Genomic DNA, 19824 nt, shown 5'->3' with positions numbered 1-19824 from the left:
GATGTTTCTCTCCGACCTTTGCATCTATCCTTTAAAAAGCGCGCGGGGCATTGCCCTGACACAAGCCGACATTCGTCCCGAGGGTCTTAGCCGCGACCGCCAGCTGATGCTGGTGGAGCCCTCAGGGCATTTCGTCACCCAACGAGAGCTGCCGGAACTGGCGCAGCTGGACGTTCGGCTGGATGATGCGTTTTTATACCTACGACTCGATGATAGCAGGAACATCAGCATGCCTCTTGAGAGTTTTAGCGTCCGCAAGCCGGTCACGGTCTGGCGGTCATTGGTGGATTCGGCCTTGGCTGATCCCGCAGTCAACGAAACCTTGTCGCAATGGTTCGGCAGGCCGCTCGAACTGGTGTTCTTCGATGAACGAGCCTCGCGCCTGGCCAATCCAGACTGGGCCGGACCGGACACGCCCGTCACCTTTGCCGATGGCTATCAGGTATTGATCACAACGACAGCCTCGCTCGACGCGCTGAATGCCGATATGGAATCCCATGGGGAGGGCATGGTTGCCATGGACCGCTTCCGACCCAATATCGTCATCGACGGCGCACTGCCCTGGGAGGAGGACCAATGGGCCAGCATCGCCATTGGTGGATTGCGCTTCGATCTCGTCAAGCCCTGCGCCCGCTGTATCATGACAACACAAGATCAGAAGACTGGATCGCGCTCCGGCCCCTCGCCGCTTGCCGCCATGGGACGACTGCGAATGTCAGGCGACAAGCGCGTTCCCGGTCCTCTATTCGGCTGGAACGCTGTTCCCCGCACCATCGGCACACTGCGCCTTGGCGATACTGTCGAGGTGCTGGAAAGGCGCCCGGAAGGCATCGAACTTAGGAAACGCCGGTAAACGGTTCTCTTAACCGACAGATATTTTGCATGAAAATCCAATATTTCAATTTTAACGGGATTTTTTTCTGATTTTTGCGACTGCGCAGATTTTGCCGCAATGCGAACGCTATTTTCCGAAATGGGGCATGTGGGATTCATTTTGCCATGAAACCTTCATATTCAACCGATCACAAAAATATATTTTGTTTTTGATTGGAGCGCCATTGACGGATCGACCCATTGATCTTACCTTCAACGCTGTCGGCAAGGTGGCGATACACGCTACCAGGATCTGTCAATCAGACAGGAAATCCATCGACACGTGTTCAATGTAAAGCCGGTTCCATAACCGGCTCCCAGGCAAGGAGGTAAAGCATATGCGCAGACTATCGCACCATGCGGCGCGCTCCTCGCATCTATGCCCGCTTGGCGTGAGAGGCGTTATGATGATGTCTTTCATTTGCTGTCGAATGTGACGCGTTCTTAAAACAAGACACCACAATTGATCGACTATTGGCCTGCGTATCAAAGCGGGCGGGGATATGACTATGGAAAAACAAGTTATTGAATATGCCGGTGTGCCGGTTGGAATCAGCGTCCCGGAAGGCAACCGGGTCAAATTCATCGCCGTGAAATTTCCAGTCATCGATCTGGATGGCGGCGTTTATAGCAATGTCACCGAACTGCAACGCGCCATCCGCACGCATATGAAAAAGTCTGACGAGAATGCCTATGGCACCCTCACCGGTTTCGGGGCAGCTCCACCCAGCGCGATCTCATCCGGCGTCTCCAAGGCTTTCAGCGCCGCCTGACAGAAACCATCGCGCGCGGCTCCAGCCGTGAGCCCGCGCGGTTCATACACATGTCTTTGTAGGAAATAACCGGTCAGCCGGAAGGCCTGTTGCAGGGCCTGGGCATCGGCTTGCTTGCCTGTTCCCGCTAGCGGCTCTGGCTGTAGAAAAACCGGAAGAGATAGAAGTCGGTCCGCATAGGGCAGACCGGCGTCGTGGGAAACCGCCCTCCCCGTCTTCGGCGAAACGAAAACCAGATCCTGACGCCCACCGGTGGCTGCGCAGGCTGTCAGGTCCAGGCCAAAGCCGAGGTCATCTAAGATTGCCAGCTCAAAGCGGATGAACAATTCGCCTGCCGACGCTGGCTCGTGAAGATTGTCGAGAATGATATTCATCGCCTCATACAGATGCGCATGTGGTTCGCGCTCCGGCAGCAGGCGCAGCAGGGCCGCGAGCGCTTGCACGCCATAGACCGCCGTGGCCGAGCTCATCAGAAGACCGGCTCGCAATTGCAATGGTTCGACGCGAAAATCGCCCAGATGCTCTTCCAGCCGCGCCCGCCAGGTGACTTCCACGACATTGCCCGGCTGCAACACCGGCTGCATGGTGCGTGATCGCCCGCCCCGGACCAGACCGAGGTGGCGGCCCCGCGCCAATGTCATCATTTCTGCAATGACGCTGGTTTCGCCATGCCTGCGCACACCCAACACAATTGCCTGATCGGTCCATTCCATAGATTGTTTTTATACCAGAGCGATGATTTTCGCCCGAAAAAAATCGGGGACCTCCCCTCCATATGAATTCTTGCAAATTTGTCTTTTGGCAACCAGGCAGCATAGCTGCCATGTCAGAATTTCACATGGCATTGACAAGAAGATCCCCCTATACAACAACCCGGCCTTTCGACCTGCGGCAGACTTCACTTCAGCGCCGTATCCCTGGTTCAAATCCCGCAAGACGGCATGACATGACCCCAATGGACACGAAAAACCCCGAATCCGCCTTGGGCGACGGCCGGCTGACAGCGCTTCCATCGGCGCTCAAATGGGGATTGCTGCTGCTCCTGTCGCTGCTGGTCGCCGGGGCGTTGGAATATGTCCGCTTCCCGGCAGCGCTTCTGCTTGGGCCGATGATTGCCGCTATCGTGTTTGCCACCAATGGCGCAAGACTTTCCCTGCCGCGCCCACCCTATATCGCCGCCCAGGCGCTGGTAGGCTGCATGATCGCCGAATCGTTGAATGGTGATATCTTGCGGCGGTTCTTGCAGGATTGGCCGCTGTTTATCGGCGCGACCCTGTCGGTGATCGCACTCAGTTCACTGCTCGGCTACATCATGGCGAAGCGCCAGGTTCTGCCGGGGACCACAGCGGTTTGGGGCAGTTCGGCAGGAGCCGCCTCGGCTATGGTGCTGATGGCAGAAGCTTACGGCGCCGATACGCGGCTGGTTGCCTTCATGCAGTATCTGCGGGTGGTCTGCGTGGCCTCGGCGGCTGCGGCCATGGCGGCCTTCGTCTTCAACATCGCCGGAGCGGAGCCGCCACCCCTGGTGTTTTTCCCTGAAATTGATTGGCAAGCTCTGGCCCTGACGCTGGCGGTGACCGCTGCGTCCACTGCCGCCGGTCACTATCTGAAAATCCCGGCAGGCACGATGCTGGTGCCAATGCTCGTCATGGCCGTGCTAAATTCCTTCGGGCTGGTGAAGATCGAGCTGCCGCTCTGGCTGCTGGCCGTGGCCTATGCCATGGTCGGGTGGCGCATCGGGCTGGCCTTCAGCCGCCGTCTTTTGCTGCATGCCGCCAAGGCGGCACCACAGGTTGCCCTGTCGATCCTTATTCTGATTTCCTTTGGCGGCTGTCTGGCTTTTCTGCTGTGGTATCTGCTGGGCGTCGATCCGCTAACCGCCTATCTCGCCACCAGCCCGGGCGGGCTGGACTCGGTGGCGATCATTGCCGCCACCACCCATGTGGACCTGCCCTTCGTGCTGGCCCTGCAAACGGCACGCTTCCTGATGATCCTGGCGCTCGGTCCGTCGATTTCAAAGTTCATCGCCAACCGGATCAAGGGATGACCTAAAAATCGGTTAGTCCCTTGGAAACTCCAGGCCCATTTCACGGAACCGTTCGGGATCATTGCCCCAGTTTTCGCGGACTTTCACGAACAGGAACAGGTGGACCGTCTGTTCGAGAATTTCCGACATTTCCTTGCGCGAACTGGTGGAGATCGACTTGATGGCATCGCCATTCTTGCCGAGCACGATCTTCTTCTGGCTGTCGCGCTCGACATAGATTACCTGCTCGATCCTGACCGAGCCGTCCTTGCGCTCTTCCCATTTCTCGGTTTCGACATGGGAAGAATAGGGCAATTCCTGATGCAGGCGCAGGAAGAGTTTTTCACGGGTGATTTCCGCCGCCAGCTGGCGCATCGGCAGATCGGAAATCTGATCCTCCGGATAGTACCAGGGGCCTTCCGGCAGGTAATCGGCCAGATAATCCATCACGTCCTGGCAACCGGAACCGTTGGTGGCTGAGATCATGAAGGTGCGCTCGAATTTGACCACCTCGTTGGCCGTTGAAGCCAATTTCAGCAGATCCTCGTGACGCACCTGGTCGATCTTGTTCAGCACCAGGATTTTTGGCTGATGCACATCCTTCAATGCTTCCAAAATGGCTTCGCCATCGCCGCGCAATCCGCGTTCACTGTCGATCAGCAACAGGATCACGTCAGCATCCTTGGCCCCGCCCCAGGCGGATGTCACCATGGCCCGGTCCAGCTTGCGGCGCGGCTTGAAAATGCCGGGCGTATCCATGAAGACGATCTGTGCGTTGTTATGGATAGCAATGCCGCGCATGACGGCGCGTGTCGTCTGCACCTTGTGGCTGACGATCGACACCTTGGCACCCACAAACCGGTTAACCAGGGTCGATTTACCGGCATTGGTGGGACCAATCAAGGCAACGAAGCCAGAATGGGTCGGCCGAACCACAGCCGCATCTTCAGCCACGGTGCCAGCGACGGTGTCTTCGATCTGGCCATCGCCAGTCGGTTGGTTTTCATGCTCGGTCATTGTCATCCAATCAATCTGAGGCGGCGGATCTCGTCCACACGCCTTCTCTTTCCAGCAACCGGGTCGCCGCCGCTTGTTCTGCGGCGCGCTTCGACCGGTCAATTCCGGTTTCCGGCTCCAGCTTGCCGATTTCCACCGTGACCGTGAAGCTCGGATCATGATCCGGTCCAGAGCGGTCCGCAACCCGATAAACCGGTGTCGCTGCAAATTTTGCGTGTGCCCATTCCTGTAGCTCGGTCTTGGCATCACGACGACCGGCATCCTGCCGGGAGGCACGCTCAGCCCAGAACTTCAACACGAAGGCACGCGCCGCTTCCAGCCCGGCATCGAGATAAATGGCGGCAATCAGGCTTTCCACCACATCGGCCCGCACATTCAGCATGTTCTTGTCGGTCAGCTTTTTGACGTCTGCACCGGTGCGGATATAGCGATGCAGCTGAATCTCATCGGCCACCGCCGCACAGGTCTCCGCGCTGACCAACTGGTTCAGCCGCACCGACAACTCACCTTCGGTGGCGGTGCGAAATACGGTGAACAAATGCTCGGCCACGCAGAGGCCAAGCACCCGGTCGCCCAGGAATTCCAGGCGCTCATAATCGCTACCCTTGGCGGGCCGGGCGCTGGAATGGGTCAGCGCCTTGTCCAGCCGGTCCTTGCCGATAAAGTGGTAGCCAATCACGGCCTCCACTTTTTCCCGTTCGTCAGCGCTCAGGGCCTTGGGAGCCTTCATTGAACAACCTTGAACAAACGGTCCCAGCGCATATTGGACGGCCATTTCCAAATTTCGCGGAAGGACGTGTTATTGCCAAGCGAGAAGAAGATCACCGAGGCACGGCCAACCAGGTTTTCAGCCGGAACCATGCCCACATCGAAGCGGCTATCGGCGGAATTGTCGCGGTTGTCGCCCATCATGAAGTAATGACCGGCGGGAACGGTAAATTCACGGGTATTATCACCAGCCGAATTCTGGGTTTCATCCAGCGTGTCGTAATTGACGCCATTATCAAGCGTTTCGCGGAAGACGGGCACGTCGAGCCCAGCATCCATCCGGTAATCGGAGGTAAAGGTTCCATCCGGCACTTTGGGTATCGGCTTGCCGTTCACCAGCAACACGCCATCCGTCACCTGGATACGGTCGCCCGGCAGGCCGACAAGACGCTTGATATAATCGATGTCAGGATTGGGCGGAAAGCGGAAGACGACGACATCGCCGCGCTTGGGCTCACTCGCCAGAATGCGGCCGGAGAACAGATCGAGGGAAAAAGGCAGCGAATATTTCGAATAGCCGTAGGAAAACTTGTTGACGAAGATATAATCACCCACCAGCAGCGTCGGCATCATCGAGCCGGACGGAATGGTAAAAGGCTGGAACAGCACGGTGCGGATCACCATGGCAAGCACCAGCGCCTGAATGATGACCTTGATGTTCTCCCAAAGGGCATTCTGCTTCTTTTCGACTTTATCCGTCACGCCGGTCTCTTTCATAATTCGTCAGTCTGACGTTTCTCTAGTCGTTTCAGGCCGAACCGGCAACGGCAAAACCGTTGCATCACGCGCTTGCGTCCCGATAACACGACAGGAACGCACACGGATCAGACAATTATCGTTGAGAAACGAACTTTAACGGGAAAGAGGCGGCATAGGTGGAGATCTTCGGTCTTCATCACAGTGCTGCCGATGTGCAGCCGGGAAACCAGGCAATACCAGATAAATAGCCAGCCAAGATAAATAACGAGCACGGATGCAAACGCATGCCCTAAAAAACATCAGGCCCGAAAACATCAGAAATGTAATTTTAAGATTGGCCAGCACCCAAACGCATCGCGTTCGTCGGCGAGACCACCCAAAGATGATGGTCCCGTATCAGGAAGGCCATTCATGATGACCATTAATACACGACGTGGCTGGATGCCCCGTCTTTATTCACAAGCCCCGGCAAGACCGCGACCTTTTTTTCTCGACATCCAATTTCGCTCCACCCGGCACAGCTGATTTCACAAGCCAGCCATGCGCCCGGCGTATAGCGATTAACGGATGCGGCGGAACAGGCCACCATCGATTTCGCGCTGGCGATATTCCAGGTCGAGGCGATCATGGGCAGCGTTCAGGTAAGCCATTTCACGTTCCTGGGCAGTTGGGACGCGCAGGGCGCGGGCAAATTTGCGAATAGGACCAAACATTGTCTTATCTCTTCTCTCTGTGTTTGTTTCGATGACCTCAATATACGAGTGCACTGCACAAAGAACCAGAGACAAGGCGCGTTGCCAGCCATGCACATAGCGCATGGCGTCATTAAAAACCGCAGAATTTAGCCAGAAACTGCACGAAATTTGATCAGAAAGAAGGCTCCAATGTCAAAACATTGGCAGCACCGCCAAAGTGGACGGTAAGCATTTACGGCACCGTGCGTATTATAAAACGCCCCTATGACGCTGTACCGCCTTGTATCGACAGCATAATTTCAATCGAAGTTGGCAATCCAAGCCTCAGTCATAGACCCGCTTGGCGGTTGCCACGCAATCCAGCTCCTTCAGCTGGGACAAAAGCTGGTTGAGCTGGCGCAGATCCCAGACATCCAGATCGAAGGCCATTTCGGTGAAATCGGCAGCGACGCGCATCATGGACAGCAGCCGGATATTGATGTCCAGCCCGGCAATCAGCTGGGCCACCTTGGCCAGCGTACCTGGCTCATTGATGGCATTGATCAGGATGCGGGAATGGAAGCGCGATTTGTTGGCCTCATCCAGATCCCAGCGGACATCGATCCAGCGTTCCGGCTCGTCATCATATTTCTGCAAGGCAGACGCCTGGATCGGATAGATGATGATCCCCTTGCCGTCTTCCATGATGCCGACGATACGGTCACCGGGAACGGCACCGGCTGCGGAGAAATGCACTTCGAGGTTACCAGCAAGCCCTCGGATCGGCAGCGGATCCAACTCCTCCGCCAGACTGCCATCGGCAGGTTTTGCGGCGTCAGATGCCTTCTTGCCTTGCGGCAGCTTGAACATCATGCCGCTGGCTGAGCGCATATTGAACCAGCCATCGTCCATGGCAGGCTTTACCGTAACGCGCTCGTCCTGATAATCGGGGAATACGGCACGCAGCACATCGAGTGACGACACTTCGCCGCGACCGACAGCCGCGATGGCATCCTCGACATCCTTATGGCCCAGCCTGTGCAGAACCGGTTTCAGAATCTCGCGGGAAAACGTCTTGCCTGCCCGCTCGAAGGTCCGTTCGAGGATGCGATAGCCAAGGCCGGAATATTGCTTGCGGATCGCCATGCGGGTGGCGCGGCGGATGGCGGCGCGGGCCTTGCCGGTGACGACAATCTCTTCCCAGGCCGCTGGCGGCACCTGTACGCCGGAGCGGATAATCTCCACCTCGTCACCATTGGCAAGGCGAGTGACCAGCGGCATGATCCGGCCATTGATCTTGGCACCGACGGTGGTATCGCCGATATTGGTATGAACCGCATAGGCAAAATCAATCGGCGTAGCGCCCCGCGGCAGGGCAATCAGCTTGCCCTTCGGGGTGAAACAGAAGACCTGGTCCTGGAACAGTTCAAGCTTGGTGTGCTCAAGAAACTCTTCCGGATTGTTGGCTTCCGCCAGAGCCTCGATCGTGTGGCGCAGCCAGGAATAGGCATTGCTTTCTCGCGACAGCAGCTCGCCTTCGCCACCGCCCTCGCCGTCCTTGTAAAGCGCGTGGGCGGCGATGCCGTATTCGGCAATTTCATGCATGCGGTGGGTGCGGATCTGCAACTCGATACGCTGGCGCGACGGACCGACGATGGTGGTGTGCAGCGACCGGTAGTCGTTCTGCTTCGGTGTCGAGATATAGTCCTTGAACCGGCCAGGCACCACCCGCCAGCGGGTATGGACGATGCCGAGCGCCCGGTAGCAGGCGGCGACGCCATCGACCAAGATGCGAAAGCCGTAGACATCCGAAAGCTGCTCGAAGGACAGCGATTTGGACTGCATCTTGCGAAACACCGAATAGGGTTTCTTCTGCCGCCCCTTCACCGAGGCCTGGAGCAGACCATTGGCGACCAGCAGGTCGCTCAACTCGTCTTCGATCTTCTTGATCAGCCCTTCATTGCGCCGGGAAAGCTCTTCCAGCCGCTTGGTGACGGTCTCATAGGCTTCGGGATTGATATAGCGGAAGGACAGATCCTCCAGCTCGTCGCGCATGTCCTGCATGCCCATGCGACCGGCCAGCGGCGCATAGATTTCCATGGTTTCCTCGGAAATCCGGGCGCGCTTGTCGGGACGCATATGCTCCAGCGTGCGCATGTTGTGTAGGCGGTCGGCCAGTTTGACCAGAAGAACCCGCACATCGTCGGAAATCGCCAGCAGCAGCTTGCGCAGGTTTTCGGCCTGCTTGGCTTTCTTGGTAACGAGGTCAAGTTTCTTGAGCTTGGTCAGACCCTCGACGAGCCGGCCGATATCCTCGCCGAACAATTCGTCAATTTCGGCCCTGGTCGCCGTGGTATCCTCGATCGTGTCATGCAGGAGGGCAACCGCGATGGTCGACTCGTCCAGATGCATTTCGGTGAGGATGGCTGCCACTTCCAGCGGATGGGAAATATAGGGATCGCCGCTGGCTCGCTTCTGCTGGCCATGTTTCTGCATGGCGTAGACATAGGCCTTGTTGAGCAATGCTTCGTTGGCGTCGGGCTTGTACTTCTGTACCCGCTCCACGAGCTCATATTGCCGCATCATGCCAAGGCTACTCCATCAATCGAAAATCAGGCCACAACAAAGCTGGTCGAAGACGCACTCTCAAAAGAAAAAGCGCGCCAACCTTCCGATTGACGCACAGAGAGTTTGAAAGATCGTACCATCTCAAGACCGGTACGCCGATCTTGAGACTTCGGCAATCAGTAATCGTCGCTCTTTTCAGGCGGGACAAGGCCCTCGATGCCGGCCAGCAGCTCTTCTTCCGACATCTGGTCGAAGGCTACGGTTTCCGGCATTTCGTCCTCGTCTTGCGAGCCGCTGGTCAGCTGGCCTTCGGCAACGGAGGCAGCATCCTGTTCCGGCTCGTCCACTTCGACATGCTTTTGCAGGGAATGGATCAGGTCTTCCTTCAAATCGTCCGGCGACAGGGTCTCATCGGCGATTTCGCGCAGGGCAACGACGGGATTCTTGTCATTGTCGCGGTCGATGGTGATCTGGGCTCCCTGGGAGATCTGACGGGCGCGATGGCTTGCCAGCAGAACCAGTTCGAAACGGTTATCGACCTTGTCGATGCAATCTTCCACGGTGACGCGTGCCATGGTCTGTCCTTCTTTTTACTATTTAGTCCTGGGGGCTTTTAATATTTATTCCTGAGGGATTGACAGACCGGATACATGTATTATCGCCGGAGTTCAAGTTTTTCCTGAGCGTCGTTTTGGCCAGACTCAACCTAGAAATTGTAAAAAAAAATGGAAACTAATAAAGATTCAATCAACAGGCGGTTGGAATATGCTCTATCGCTGGATACATAATTCATATATGATTAAATCATAATACATTGAGTCGGGTTGGAACCCGAGGCTGGCCATACATGATGCCGCGCTAATGTATATAACAAAGGATGTTGAAGGATGTTTGATCCGAGAGAAAAAATAGCGCTTTTCATAGATGGCGCAAATTTATATGCGGCTTCCAAAAGCCTTGGTTTCGATATCGACTACCGCAAGCTGCTCAAAGCATTTCAAAAGCGTGGATATCTGCTGCGCGCTTACTATTACACCGCGTTGATCGAAGACCAGGAATATTCGTCGATCCGTCCTCTGATCGATTGGCTCGACTATAACGGCTACAAGGTCATTACCAAGCCAGCCAAGGAATTCACCGATTCCATGGGCCGCCGCAAGGTCAAGGGCAATATGGATATCGAACTGGCCATTGATGCGATGGAACAGTCCGAAACTGTTGATCATCTGGTGATCTTCTCCGGCGACGGCGATTTTACCACGCTGGTCGAAGCCCTTCAGCGTAAAGGCCGCAAGGTTTCCGTGGTTTCGACCATGTCAACCCAGCCGCCGATGATTGCTGACGACCTTCGCCGCCAGGCCGATCATTTCATCGATCTCGTATCACTGAAGGCTGAAATCGGTCGCGATCCAAGCGAACGGCCGATACGCCAGGTCGAACCCATGCTGGCCGAGCCGCAGATCTGATCGCCGATAGCACCGTGCCAAATATGGCGCAATCAGCTTCGCTGTAGCGCTTTATTTGTTGCACAATGAGACGACCCTGGGTCAGCCAGGGTCCCCTCTACCACGGTCGGGCACATGTCTTTTCCTGCATTGCCAAGGGAAATAAACTGATGGTTGCCACGCAACCGCTCTGCCATTTGCTTTCTTGATAAAAAATTTTCCGGCTCAAACAGGACGCGACACACGCATAGCGGATCGCGACACGACTGTATCTATTAGATATTCAGCAACGTAAGATCTGCTTATTTTAAGGGTTTTTGCAATAATATCTTGGTTTACCCGCTCCTGCGGTTAGACGCTGGTGACCGCCTTATTATCCTATTGTTAAATTTCTGGGCGTTAACATTTCCATGGGAGGTGAGATCCTAACAGATCCACAGCCGGTAGAATTTTTATCAATAACGCAACCATAGCGAGTCTCTAGGCTGAGTATTTTTCCTCGGATAGCGACAGAAGGCTAGAGGCGCCGCCTCTTGCATACTGTCTTCAACACCTTGGATAAAATGGGATGCAGCGCAGGCCTCGCGTTATGGCAAAGCGCCGTGCCGATCTCCGTATTGAATGGCTGATGATCGTGCATTTTTAAAACAGGATAAGTGGACCAGGGTGTTTCATGACTAATGCAACCGATGACAATGGCGAACTTCACAAGCGAATGGCTTTCCTCAAGCTGACGGCAGGCGATCTGCAGGTCGTCGCTGGCTTGCAGCCGATCATTGCCCATTCCATCGGTCCGACGCTGGACATCTTCTACCAAACCGCCAAACAGCATCCGGAAGCGGCGAAGTTCTTTTCCAGCGACAGCCATATCGAACATGCCAAACAGAAACAGATCCAGCATTGGAGCCATCTGCTTTCCGGTCATCTGGATAGCGCTTATGTTGCCTCGGCAACCACGATTGGCCGCACCCATGCAAGGCTGGGCCTCGACCCGCGCTGGTATATCGACGGCTATGGCCTGATTCTCTCAGGCCTGGTCACTGGCGTGCTGGAAGCAGAGATGCGTGGAACGCTGTTCGGCAGCCGCTTGAAAGGCGCCATTCCAAAAATCTCCGCGCTGATCCGGGCCACGATGCTGGATATGGATTTCGCCATTTCCACCTATGGAGAAGCTTTGGGCGAGGAGCGCAGCAAAATTGCCGCGGAGCGCGCCAGGATCGAAGAAGAACAGCAACAGGCTTTGAGCGCCCTGGACAATGCGTTGGCGGCGCTCAGCAACGGCAATTTGACGGCACAGATCACCACGCCGCTTGCGCCACAATACGAGGCCTTGCGCGGCAATTTCAACAAGGCCGTCGCCACCCTGGCGGGCGCTTTCGACGAAATCAGCCACGAAGCAGGCCAGGTCAATGCCAATACCCGTGAACTGACCCGGGCGACCGACGACATGGCCAAGCGCACCGAACAACAGGCCGCCGCCCTTGAAGAGACGGCTGCGGCGCTGGAGGAAATCAGCGTGATTGCCAAGCAATCGGCGCAGCGCAGCCGCGAAGCCCAGACGGTGGCCAGCCATGCAGCAGAGGCTGCCGGCAAATCGGGCGAGATCGTCGGCAATGCGGTCGCGGCCATGAGCGCTATCGAGGACAGTTCGACGAAGATTTCCTCGATCATCAGCGTCATCGACGAAATTTCCTTCCAGACCAACCTGCTGGCACTGAATGCCGGGGTAGAAGCCGCACGCGCGGGCGAGGCAGGCAAGGGTTTCGCTGTGGTCGCCCAGGAAGTGCGCGAACTGGCGCAGCGCTCCGCCAATGCCGCCAAGGAAATCAAGACGCTGATCGACCGCTCGTCGAAAGACGTCGCCAATGGCGTAGCCCTGGTCAACCAGACGGGCGACGTCTTGCGCACCATCAGCGATCAAGTTCGCGAAGTGGACGGCCATATCGCAGCGATAGCCCAGGCCGCCCAGGAACAGGCCTCCGGGATGAGTGAAATCAATGCCGCGATTTCCAGTATGGACCAGTTGACCCAGCAGAATGCCTCGATGGTGGAGGAAACCAACGCCTCAACCCATACGCTGCAAGGTGTATCCGACCATCTGGCATCGCTGCTGGCCCGTTTCCAGACGCAAGGGACGAAGGCGCATACGCCACGGTCCGGGGCCTACCACCAGAGCTACGCGGCCTGATGACCGAAAAATAAAATCGTTCATCGAGCCAAAGAATTTTGAAAACGGGCATATCCACGCCCGTTTTTCGGCGGCGGCGTCCGGTGGAATGACGTAAAACCTGCCCATGCTGTTCAAACAACCTTCCGACGATACCCTCTACGCCGCACTGGTCGCCAAAGATGCGTCCTATGACGGCTTCGCCTATGTCTGCGTCACCTCGACACGGATTTTCTGCCGTTTCACCTGTACGGCGCGCAAACCCAAACCGGAAAATTGCCGGTTCACCGAAACTATTGCCGCCTGCCTTGAAGGCGGTTTTCGCCCCTGCAAACGCTGCCGGCCGCTTCTCGCCTATGGCCATGCCGATCCGCTGGTAAAAGCCTTACTCGAGCGGTTGGACGCCGATCCCGGTCGTCGCTGGCAAGAAGCGGACGTCATTGCACTCGGTCATGACCCATCCACGGTCCGGCGCGCGTTTAAACGCCGGTTCGGAGTGAGCTTTATCGAAATGGCACGGTTGCGCCGGATCAGCCTTGGCACCGAAGCCCTTGCGGCTGGCGAGGCGGTGATCGAAGCGCAAATCGAGGCCGGATATGAATCCGGCAGCGGCTTTCGTGCCGCCATCACCCAATTGCTTGGCAATGCTCCGGCACGGATGAAGGACCTCGGCCTGCTCAAGGCTGACTGGATCGACACACCGATCGGACCGATGCTGGCGATTGCTGACGATCATGCGCTGCATCTGCTCGAATTTGCCGACCGGCCTGCCCTGCCAACGGAACTGAACCGTCTGAAGACAAGACAGGGCTGCGGGGTGGCAATTGGGCGAACCGCCGTGACCGAACAAATCGCGGCCGAACTGGCTCGCTATTTCAGCGGCGATCCGAATGATTTCGAAACCCGGGGATTCGAAACCCGACTGGCCGGACATGGAACGCCATTCGAGCGCGATGTGTGGCAGGCGCTGCGGCACATTCCAGTGGGGGAGACCTGTAGCTATTCAGAGCTGGCGACAGCCCTTGACCGTCCAAGCGCCGTGCGGGTGGTGGCACGGGCAAATGGAGCAAACCAGATCGCTATCGTCATACCATGCCACCGGGTCATCGGCGCGGATGGCAGCCTCACCGGCTATGGCGGCGGACTGTGGCGCAAACAGTGGTTGCTCAATCACGAACGACGCATAAAACACAACCCATAAGCGTCGCTGATCGTTGTCATTCAAAACATTCGCTGGACGATTTGACGCATCTCGGTCATTTTTCGCGCGTCCACTGGCAGCCAGACTATTTCCAGGAAAAGGGAAAAATTCCCTGTTTCCATGACGGATAACAAGGCTCTCGGCTTGCCACCTTTTCACCCCTCACCCATCGCTTGTCTGCGTCGTCGCGACGTAGGCTCCTGTCCTCGTGCCCGCTTGAAAGGAAAAGATCATGCGCACGACAGATCCGACGAAAAACAGTGTTGTCCTGGCCCCCAGAGGCGGTTTCACCCGCCGCTTTGCGACGGCCTATCGCTGGATCGCTTCGGTTCTGGCGCGCCGTTTCTCGCGTCAGGGCGGGGAAAAGCCGAGCAACAACATAAGCGAGTTGAATGCGCATCAATTGCGCGATATCGGCCTCGACGAAAGGGATATCTCATCCCGGCAGGAACAGGAGCGGCACGCCCGACTGGCGGCCTATGCCTTCCTGATTGGGATGCACGGGCGGTAAAACTCATGCCATGCCTGTCAAAGCGCCGTACTAGAGTCTGTCAGGTTCAAATTGAACCAGACAGACTCTAGATTCTTTTGTTTTCGTTTGTCTTTTCGGGAAAACCGGATTCCACTTTTCCCTGACAAACTCTACGCGGCGCTTTGACAACTCACACGTATCTCAGCCCGTCTTCAGCAACCGGCTTTTCTGCCGGTTCCAGTCGCGTTCCTTCTCGGTCTCGCGCTTGTCATGCAGCTTTTTGCCCTTGGCCAAGGCCAATTCCAGCTTGGCGCGGCCTTTTTCGTTGAAATAGATTTTCAACGGCACCAGCGTCATGCCTTCGCGATTGATGGCAACGCGCAGCCGGTTGATCTCGCGCTTGTTGAGCAGCAATTTGCGGCGACGGCGGGGTTCATGATTGAAACGGTTGGCCTGGAGATATTCCGGCAGATGCGAATTGATCAGCCAGATTTCCTCACCCTCGTCTGAAGCATAGGATTCGGCAATATTGGCCTTGCCTTCGCGCAGAGACTTGACCTCCGTGCCGGTCAGCATGATGCCGGCCTCGTAGGTGTCGATGATCTCATAGTTGAACCGCGCCTTGCGGTTTTCCGCGACGATCTTGTTTACGGTGCGCTGGCTGCCTCTGGGTGCCATGAACTCTGTCCAATCCGACCTAATGCTTTTTTGTTTTTGTTGAACGCCGGTGGGTCACTACTCCGGTCTGTAGGCCTTATGTAATACAGCAATATCAGGAATGGAAGAAGCCGGAGCCAATGTGAACTCCGGCCCAGCCGTCCATTGATGATCTCAGTTCATCAGACCAGCATGTTGAAGTGCGGCATCGATGGCAGCTTCGGTCGAGGCTTCCAGCGTCGATAACAGCGGCAGGCGTGCGGTCCGGCCCATCCGGCCAAGCCGCGACAGGGCATATTTCGCCCCGCAAAGACCTGGCTCCAGGAAAATCGCCTTGTGCAGCGGCATCAACCGATCCTGATAGTCAAGCGCCTTGGCGAAATCCCCGGCCAGCGTCGCTGCCTGGAACTCGGCGCACAGGCGCGGCGCGACATTGGCCGTCACCGAGATGCAGCCAACCCCACCATGGGCGTTGAAGCCAAGCGCGGTCGCATCCTCGCCGGACAGTTGGATGAAATCGTGCCCACAGGTGATGCGCTGTTCGGAAACCCGCTCCAGTTTGCCGGTGGCGTCCTTGACGCCAACGATGGTCTTATGGGTATGGGCCAGCTTGCCCATGGTTTCCGGGCTCATATCGATTACCGAGCGCGGCGGAATATTGTAGATGATGATCGGCAGAGATACGGCCTGGGCAATCGCCGAGAAATGCGCAATCAACCCCTTTTGGGTCGGCTTGTTATAATAGGGCGTCACCACCAGCACGGCATCGGCCCCGGCCTTTTCGGCGTGCTGGGCGAGATCGATGGCTTCCATCGTATTGTTGGAGCCAGCACCGGCTATCACCGGAACCCGCTTGGCAGCCACTTCGACACATAGTTCCACCACCCGTTTGTGCTCGGCATGGGTCAGGGTTGGCGATTCGCCTGTTGTGCCGACCGGCACCAGGCCGGAACTGCCTTCGGCGATCTGCCATTCGACATGAGCGGCAAAGGCTTTCTCGTCAATCGCCCCGGTTTCGGTGAACGGCGTGACGAGCGCGGGCATGGAACCCTGGAACATGCATAGAACTCCCAACAGCCGCCAATCCCTGGTCAGCCGTAAATGTGCAATCAAACGCGGGCACATTACTGCTAGGCCCGCACCGGTACAAGCACGGTTCGACCGGTTTTATGACAGTTTTTCAATGCGGAATTTTCGTCGCATTGACGCCATTTCATTAAGCATTCATTAATCGGGGTCAGAGTTAATGGGAGCTATGCGCATTTTCCGGACGAGTTTGCCGATGAAACGGACCATTTTGCTCAAGCTTGCCCTGTCCATAGGTGTGGCAGCGCTGGCCCCTGCCGGTGTGTCCTGGTCCCAGCCGCTTCTGGGTGGCGGGGATGTGCCAGCACCCGCCAACCGTCCAGCGGCGCTTTCGGCCTCTACCGCCTCCTCTGTTTCTGGAGACATTACCGGCTCTATCCCGGTGGTCGCACCCATGCCGGTCGAACGGTCGCCGCTGAAATCCGGGCTCGACGCGCTTTCGGACCGCAATGGAGCGCTGGCGCTGGCGATTCGCGATGCCATGCCCCAGGGGCTGGACCGGCATATGCTGACATGGTCGATTGCCATGTCGGGCCTTGCCGGTATTCCTTCCTCGGAAATTGCCAATGCCCAGCGCGAGCTGAAAGGCTGGCCGGGGCTTTCCGCCTTCCGCGCCAATTCGGAAAAAGCGCTGTTGCGCGAAAACCCGCCAGCCCCGGATGTACTGGCAGCCTTCGGAGAGACCAAGCCGGAAACGGCAGAAGGCACGATCATCCTGACCCGCGCCCTGGTGGCAAGCGGCAATCGCAGCCGCGCCGTTTTTATCCTGAAAGACCTGTGGCGCAACCAACCGCTGGAGATTGCCACCGAAGACCGCATCCTGAGCGAATTCGGCGGCTTGCTGACCCGCGCCGATCACAAGCTGCGGATGGATTATCTGATGTATCGCGGCCGCACCGCCCAGGCCAAGCGATTCGCGTCGCTTGGCGATGCGCAGGCTCTTTATGCCGCCTGGATGGCCGTCAACAGCCGTTCGCCCAAGGCCGTGGCGCTGGTTCAGGCCGCCAGCGCACGGTTTGGCAATGACCCCGCATTGCTGTTCGTCAAGATCGAGTATCAGCGCCGTCAGGACAATTACCAGGACGCGGCAAAGCTGCTGGCGCTTGTGCCCAGAGACGCGTCACGATTGGTCAATCCAGGCGAATGGTGGAACGAGCGGCGTATTGTGGCGCGCGGCCTTGCCGATGACGGCAAATACCGGCTGGCCTATCAGGTTGCCGCTGGCTACACCGCGACCGACCCGGTCGATATCGTCGATGCCGAGTTTCATGCGGGCTGGTATGCCCTGCGCGGCCTCAATGATCCGAAAACCGCAGCCCAGCATTTTCGCCGGATTGTCGAGGCGTCGAATCGTCCATTGTCGGCCTCGCGCGCCTATTATTGGCTGGGGCGTGCCGATGAAGCACAGGGCAATCCGACCGCAGCGAGACAGGATTTCGTCAAGGCAGCCGATTATCCCGGAACATTCTATGGGCAATTGGCTGGCGCCCGCCTGAAGCAGACACGGCTCGACATTCGCTACCCCACACCGACGGACGAAGACCGCCGTCGATTCGCCAGCCGGGAAGCCATTATTGCTATCGATCGTTACAAGGCCGCCGGTCACGAATGGCGCGGCGCAAGCCTTTACCGGGCCTTGGCCGAACAATTGCAAAGCCCTGGAGAACTGGCGCTTCTCGCCTCCAAGGCCGAACGCGCCGGCAATCACCAATTGTCGTTGCAAGTGGGCAAGACCGCCTATGGCCGTGGCATAAACGTGCCGGCCCTGGCCTTTCCCATCGGCGTCATTCCGGCTTCCGCCAATATTGCCGGCTCCGGCAAGGCTCTGGCCTATGCCATTGCCCGTCAGGAAAGCGCATTCAACCCGGCAGCCGTGTCCGCCGCCAATGCCAAGGGCCTGCTGCAACTGATGCCAGCCACGGCAAAGGCCGTCGCCAAGCGTCATGACATGACATTTTCACCGGATCGGTTGACCCAGGACGCCGCTTATAATGCCACGCTCGGCGCCCATTATCTGGGCGAACAGATCGACGCTTTCGGCGGCTCCTATATATTGACGTTCATTGCCTATAATGCCGGACCAAAGCGGGTGCCGGAATGGATCAATCGCTATGGCGATCCGCGCGGCATGCCGATTGATGACGTGGTCGACTGGATCGAGCGCATCCCCTTCCCCGAAACGCGCGGCTATGTACAGCGCGTCATGGAAAACTACCAGATCTACAAGACCCGGCTGGGGCAGACCGCAGATATCGAGCACGATCTTCGCTATGGCCGCTAACGGCTGATCGCGGATCAGGTAACGACAACAGGAGTTCACGGCATGCAACACCTGGAGAGTGGGACCTTTCAAGATCGGACGGTTATAGCTGCCGATGGTATGCAACTGTTTGCGCGCGATTACCAAGCTAGCGACGACACCCAACTAGCCGCGCAGCCCCCGGTCGTCTGCCTGCCCGGCCTGACCCGCAATCACCGCGATTTCACGCAACTGGCGCGGCGGCTTTCTGCGGGCGGAAGACGGGTGATCTGCATCGATTCGCGCGGTCGTGGCGGCTCCGGGCGTGATCCGGACCCTAAGAACTACAATCTTTTGACGGAAATGGCCGACGTGGTCGCCGTACTGGATGAGCTTGCCGTTGCTCAGGCAGATTTTATCGGCACATCCAGAGGCGGACTTCTGCTGCATTTCCTGGCCGTCATGCATTCCAGCCGTATTCGCAGAGTGATTCTCAACGATGTGGGACCGGTTCTGGAAAAAGAGGGCCTGATCGCCATCAGGGATTACCTGAGCGGCAGTGGCGGACCAAAGACCTGGGCGGATTGCCCTGATTATCTCAAATCCGTGCATGGTGCGACGTTTCCGGTGCTGGAACAGCAGGATTGGGAAGACATGGCACAGGCACTCTATCGCGACGAAAACAGTATCCCCGTCGCCGACTACGATCCGGCGATTGCAGCACAAATTTCCAGCATCGATTTCAGCAAGCCCATCCCGGATTTATGGGCGCAATATGAGGCGCTGGCCCCCTTCCCTCTGCTGATCATTCGCGGTGAGCATTCGCAGCTGCTATCCAAGCAGGCAAGCGAATCAATGATCGCTCGCCATCCCTCGGCCAGCCTGGTCATCGCCGATGGCCAGGGCCATGCCCCCCTGCTGCATCTCATGCCGCTTGCAGACGATATCGAGCGGTTCCTGAGCCGCAGGTAAAACAATCACTTGTTCAATGACAGAAGCGAACTGTTTTGATTGTTATGACATGACTGAATGGAAGAATGTTTGATGGCGGAGAGGATGGGATTCGAACCCACGATACCATCTCTGGTATACTCCCTTAGCAGGGGAGCGCCTTCGACCACTCGGCCACCTCTCCGGTGCGGTCTGATTATGTCGTCGT

The 19824-nt window shown here is 57.2% G+C and carries 18 protein-coding genes and 1 tRNA gene; 9 read left to right on the top strand and 10 right to left on the bottom strand.

Going from position 1 to position 19824, the window contains the following annotated elements; all coding sequences use genetic code 11:
- Position 1 precedes the first annotated feature (1 nt).
- Positions 2–853 (top strand): MOSC domain-containing protein, encoded by an 852-nt coding sequence (locus tag G6L01_RS03915; protein ID WP_070167427.1) that lies wholly within the window; start codon positions 2–4, stop codon positions 851–853.
- Between the two features lie 529 nt (positions 854–1382).
- On the top strand, positions 1383–1646 hold the full coding sequence (locus G6L01_RS03910; RefSeq protein WP_070167428.1) for a hypothetical protein: 264 nt from the start codon (positions 1383–1385) through the stop codon (positions 1644–1646).
- Here the strand turns inward: G6L01_RS03910 and recO are convergent.
- Positions 1565–2359, bottom strand: a complete 795-nt coding sequence (gene recO, locus G6L01_RS03905; protein WP_070167429.1) for a DNA repair protein RecO — start codon at positions 2357–2359, stop codon at positions 1565–1567. The genes G6L01_RS03910 and recO overlap by 82 nt on opposite strands.
- 233 nt (positions 2360–2592) lie before the next feature.
- Here recO and G6L01_RS03900 point away from each other — a divergent pair, with 233 nt between their 5' ends.
- The gene (locus tag G6L01_RS03900; RefSeq protein ID WP_234892008.1) at positions 2593–3693 is read left to right on the top strand and encodes an AbrB family transcriptional regulator; all 1101 of its coding nucleotides are present in this window, start codon (positions 2593–2595) and stop codon (positions 3691–3693) included.
- A 12-nt stretch (positions 3694–3705) separates the two neighbouring features.
- Here G6L01_RS03900 and era read toward each other — a convergent pair whose 3' ends face one another.
- The 6 genes from era to rpoZ form a co-directional block, all read right to left on the bottom strand.
- Positions 3706–4689, bottom strand: a complete 984-nt coding sequence (gene era, locus G6L01_RS03895; RefSeq protein ID WP_070167475.1) for a GTPase Era — start codon at positions 4687–4689, stop codon at positions 3706–3708.
- Positions 4690–4699: 10 nt separating this feature from the next.
- The gene (gene rnc / locus G6L01_RS03890; RefSeq protein WP_070167431.1) at positions 4700–5419 is read right to left on the bottom strand and encodes a ribonuclease III; all 720 of its coding nucleotides are present in this window, start codon (positions 5417–5419) and stop codon (positions 4700–4702) included.
- A complete protein-coding gene (gene lepB / locus G6L01_RS03885) occupies positions 5416–6159 on the bottom strand; it encodes a signal peptidase I (protein WP_070167476.1) in 744 nt (247 codons plus the stop codon). Before lepB ends, rnc begins: the two co-directional genes overlap by 4 nt.
- Before the next feature lie 557 nt (positions 6160–6716).
- Positions 6717–6869: a DUF3563 family protein gene (locus G6L01_RS03880; protein WP_015915454.1), complete on the bottom strand. Its 153-nt coding sequence runs from the start codon at positions 6867–6869 to the stop codon at positions 6717–6719.
- A gap of 306 nt (positions 6870–7175) precedes the next feature.
- Positions 7176–9416 (bottom strand): RelA/SpoT family protein, encoded by a 2241-nt coding sequence (locus G6L01_RS03875; RefSeq protein ID WP_070167432.1) that lies wholly within the window; start codon positions 9414–9416, stop codon positions 7176–7178.
- A 158-nt stretch (positions 9417–9574) separates the two neighbouring features.
- The gene (gene rpoZ / locus G6L01_RS03870; protein ID WP_060715909.1) at positions 9575–9973 is read right to left on the bottom strand and encodes a DNA-directed RNA polymerase subunit omega; all 399 of its coding nucleotides are present in this window, start codon (positions 9971–9973) and stop codon (positions 9575–9577) included.
- Positions 9974–10285: 312 nt separating this feature from the next.
- Between rpoZ and G6L01_RS03865 the strand changes: the two genes are divergently transcribed.
- The 4 genes from G6L01_RS03865 (at position 10286) to G6L01_RS03850 (ending at position 14722) form a co-directional block, all read left to right on the top strand.
- Positions 10286–10864 carry a LabA-like NYN domain-containing protein gene (locus G6L01_RS03865; protein ID WP_060715910.1) on the top strand — a complete coding sequence of 193 codons (579 nt, stop codon included), beginning with the start codon at positions 10286–10288 and terminating at the stop codon, positions 10862–10864.
- A 652-nt stretch (positions 10865–11516) separates the two neighbouring features.
- Positions 11517–13031 carry a methyl-accepting chemotaxis protein gene (locus tag G6L01_RS03860; protein ID WP_070167433.1) on the top strand — a complete coding sequence of 505 codons (1515 nt, stop codon included), beginning with the start codon at positions 11517–11519 and terminating at the stop codon, positions 13029–13031.
- 106 nt (positions 13032–13137) lie between these two features.
- Positions 13138–14211: a bifunctional transcriptional activator/DNA repair enzyme AdaA gene (locus G6L01_RS03855; RefSeq protein ID WP_070167434.1), complete on the top strand. Its 1074-nt coding sequence runs from the start codon at positions 13138–13140 to the stop codon at positions 14209–14211.
- Positions 14212–14443: 232 nt separating this feature from the next.
- Complete coding sequence (locus tag G6L01_RS03850; protein ID WP_070167435.1) at positions 14444–14722, top strand: hypothetical protein; 279 nt, start codon at positions 14444–14446, stop codon at positions 14720–14722.
- Between the two features lie 162 nt (positions 14723–14884).
- Here G6L01_RS03850 and smpB read toward each other — a convergent pair whose 3' ends face one another.
- Both smpB and dapA read right to left on the bottom strand, forming a co-directional pair.
- Positions 14885–15361, bottom strand: a complete 477-nt coding sequence (gene smpB, locus G6L01_RS03845; RefSeq protein WP_015915448.1) for an SsrA-binding protein SmpB — start codon at positions 15359–15361, stop codon at positions 14885–14887.
- Between the two features lie 153 nt (positions 15362–15514).
- Complete coding sequence (dapA, locus tag G6L01_RS03840) at positions 15515–16399, bottom strand: 4-hydroxy-tetrahydrodipicolinate synthase (RefSeq protein WP_070167436.1); 885 nt, start codon at positions 16397–16399, stop codon at positions 15515–15517.
- Between the two features lie 223 nt (positions 16400–16622).
- Between dapA and G6L01_RS03835 the strand changes: the two genes are divergently transcribed.
- Together G6L01_RS03835 and G6L01_RS03830 are read left to right on the top strand one after the other, a co-directional pair.
- Complete coding sequence (locus tag G6L01_RS03835; RefSeq protein ID WP_070167477.1) at positions 16623–18707, top strand: lytic transglycosylase domain-containing protein; 2085 nt, start codon at positions 16623–16625, stop codon at positions 18705–18707.
- Positions 18708–18749: 42 nt separating this feature from the next.
- Positions 18750–19637, top strand: coding sequence for an alpha/beta fold hydrolase (locus tag G6L01_RS03830; RefSeq protein ID WP_070167437.1), 888 nt, complete (start codon positions 18750–18752; stop codon positions 19635–19637).
- Positions 19638–19710: 73 nt separating this feature from the next.
- Here G6L01_RS03830 and G6L01_RS03825 read toward each other — a convergent pair.
- Positions 19711–19800: transfer RNA gene (locus G6L01_RS03825), tRNA-Ser, on the bottom strand.
- Between the last annotated feature and the right edge of the window lie 24 nt (positions 19801–19824).

The sequence above is a fragment of the Agrobacterium vitis genome, assembly GCF_013337045.2.
Classification (GTDB): Bacteria; Pseudomonadota; Alphaproteobacteria; order Rhizobiales; family Rhizobiaceae; genus Allorhizobium; species Allorhizobium vitis_B.
Note: the sequence above shows the minus strand (reverse complement) of the source record. Positions and strands in the feature narration are given on the sequence as shown.

What these genes read in the sequence shown, in the direction of transcription:
- G6L01_RS03850 (WP_070167435.1), top strand. Translation starts at nt 14,444, where the DNA reads ATGCGCACGACAGATCCGACGAAAAACAGTGTTGTCCTGGCCCCCAGA.
- G6L01_RS03910 (WP_070167428.1), top strand. Translation starts at nt 1,383, where the DNA reads ATGGAAAAACAAGTTATTGAATATGCCGGTGTGCCGGTTGGAATCAGC.
- G6L01_RS03860 (WP_070167433.1), top strand. Translation starts at nt 11,517, where the DNA reads ATGACTAATGCAACCGATGACAATGGCGAACTTCACAAGCGAATGGCT.
- smpB (WP_015915448.1), bottom strand. Translation starts at nt 15,361, where the DNA reads ATGGCACCCAGAGGCAGCCAGCGCACCGTAAACAAGATCGTCGCGGAA.
- G6L01_RS03865 (WP_060715910.1), top strand. Translation starts at nt 10,286, where the DNA reads ATGTTTGATCCGAGAGAAAAAATAGCGCTTTTCATAGATGGCGCAAAT.
- rnc (WP_070167431.1), bottom strand. Translation starts at nt 5,419, where the DNA reads ATGAAGGCTCCCAAGGCCCTGAGCGCTGACGAACGGGAAAAAGTGGAG.
- dapA (WP_070167436.1), bottom strand. Translation starts at nt 16,399, where the DNA reads ATGTTCCAGGGTTCCATGCCCGCGCTCGTCACGCCGTTCACCGAAACC.
- recO (WP_070167429.1), bottom strand. Translation starts at nt 2,359, where the DNA reads ATGGAATGGACCGATCAGGCAATTGTGTTGGGTGTGCGCAGGCATGGC.
- G6L01_RS03830 (WP_070167437.1), top strand. Translation starts at nt 18,750, where the DNA reads ATGCAACACCTGGAGAGTGGGACCTTTCAAGATCGGACGGTTATAGCT.
- G6L01_RS03875 (WP_070167432.1), bottom strand. Translation starts at nt 9,416, where the DNA reads ATGATGCGGCAATATGAGCTCGTGGAGCGGGTACAGAAGTACAAGCCC.
- era (WP_070167475.1), bottom strand. Translation starts at nt 4,689, where the DNA reads ATGACCGAGCATGAAAACCAACCGACTGGCGATGGCCAGATCGAAGAC.
- G6L01_RS03915 (WP_070167427.1), top strand. Translation starts at nt 2, where the DNA reads ATGTTTCTCTCCGACCTTTGCATCTATCCTTTAAAAAGCGCGCGGGGC.
- G6L01_RS03900 (WP_234892008.1), top strand. Translation starts at nt 2,593, where the DNA reads ATGACCCCAATGGACACGAAAAACCCCGAATCCGCCTTGGGCGACGGC.
- G6L01_RS03855 (WP_070167434.1), top strand. Translation starts at nt 13,138, where the DNA reads ATGCTGTTCAAACAACCTTCCGACGATACCCTCTACGCCGCACTGGTC.
- rpoZ (WP_060715909.1), bottom strand. Translation starts at nt 9,973, where the DNA reads ATGGCACGCGTCACCGTGGAAGATTGCATCGACAAGGTCGATAACCGT.
- G6L01_RS03880 (WP_015915454.1), bottom strand. Translation starts at nt 6,869, where the DNA reads ATGTTTGGTCCTATTCGCAAATTTGCCCGCGCCCTGCGCGTCCCAACT.
- G6L01_RS03835 (WP_070167477.1), top strand. Translation starts at nt 16,623, where the DNA reads ATGAAACGGACCATTTTGCTCAAGCTTGCCCTGTCCATAGGTGTGGCA.